Source organism: Gilvimarinus sp. 1_MG-2023 (assembly GCF_030548285.1).
In genome coordinates this window covers 1-394 of record NZ_JAUOSC010000267.1, presented here as the reverse complement: position 1 = coordinate 394, position 394 = coordinate 1, and the positions used below count along the sequence as shown (strand labels likewise).

Below are 394 nucleotides of genomic sequence, written 5' to 3'. Positions count from 1 at the left end.
GACGTAGAGTTCGCCGCCCCGGGCGCGGACTTCTTCGATGTTGGATTTGAGTTTTTCGACCAGGTCGTTATGGGGCGCTACCACCACAATGGGCATTTCGGCGTCGATCAGTGCCAACGGGCCGTGTTTGAGTTCTCCGGCGGCATAGGCTTCGGCGTGGATGTAGGAAATTTCCTTGAGTTTGAGCGCGCCTTCCATGGCAATGGGGTATTGGTCGCCACGGCCAAGGAACAGGGCGTTGTGTTTGTCGGCGAAGCGTTCGGCCAGTTGTTCGATCTGGTCGTTCATTTTCAGTGCTTGCTGGATCAGTCCTGGCAGTTGGGCCAGGGCGGTGGCGATGCGCTGCTGAATGGCATCGGCATCGGGGTGTTGTTGCGCCAGCCCGGCGGTAAGC

1 protein-coding gene is annotated in these 394 nt (G+C 59.1%); it reads right to left on the bottom strand.

Features of this window, described 5'->3' with window-relative positions; all coding sequences use genetic code 11:
* Positions 1–394, bottom strand: a 394-nt coding sequence (locus tag Q4563_RS16730) for an SIS domain-containing protein (RefSeq protein ID WP_303605291.1), incomplete at both ends; no start/stop codon positions are given.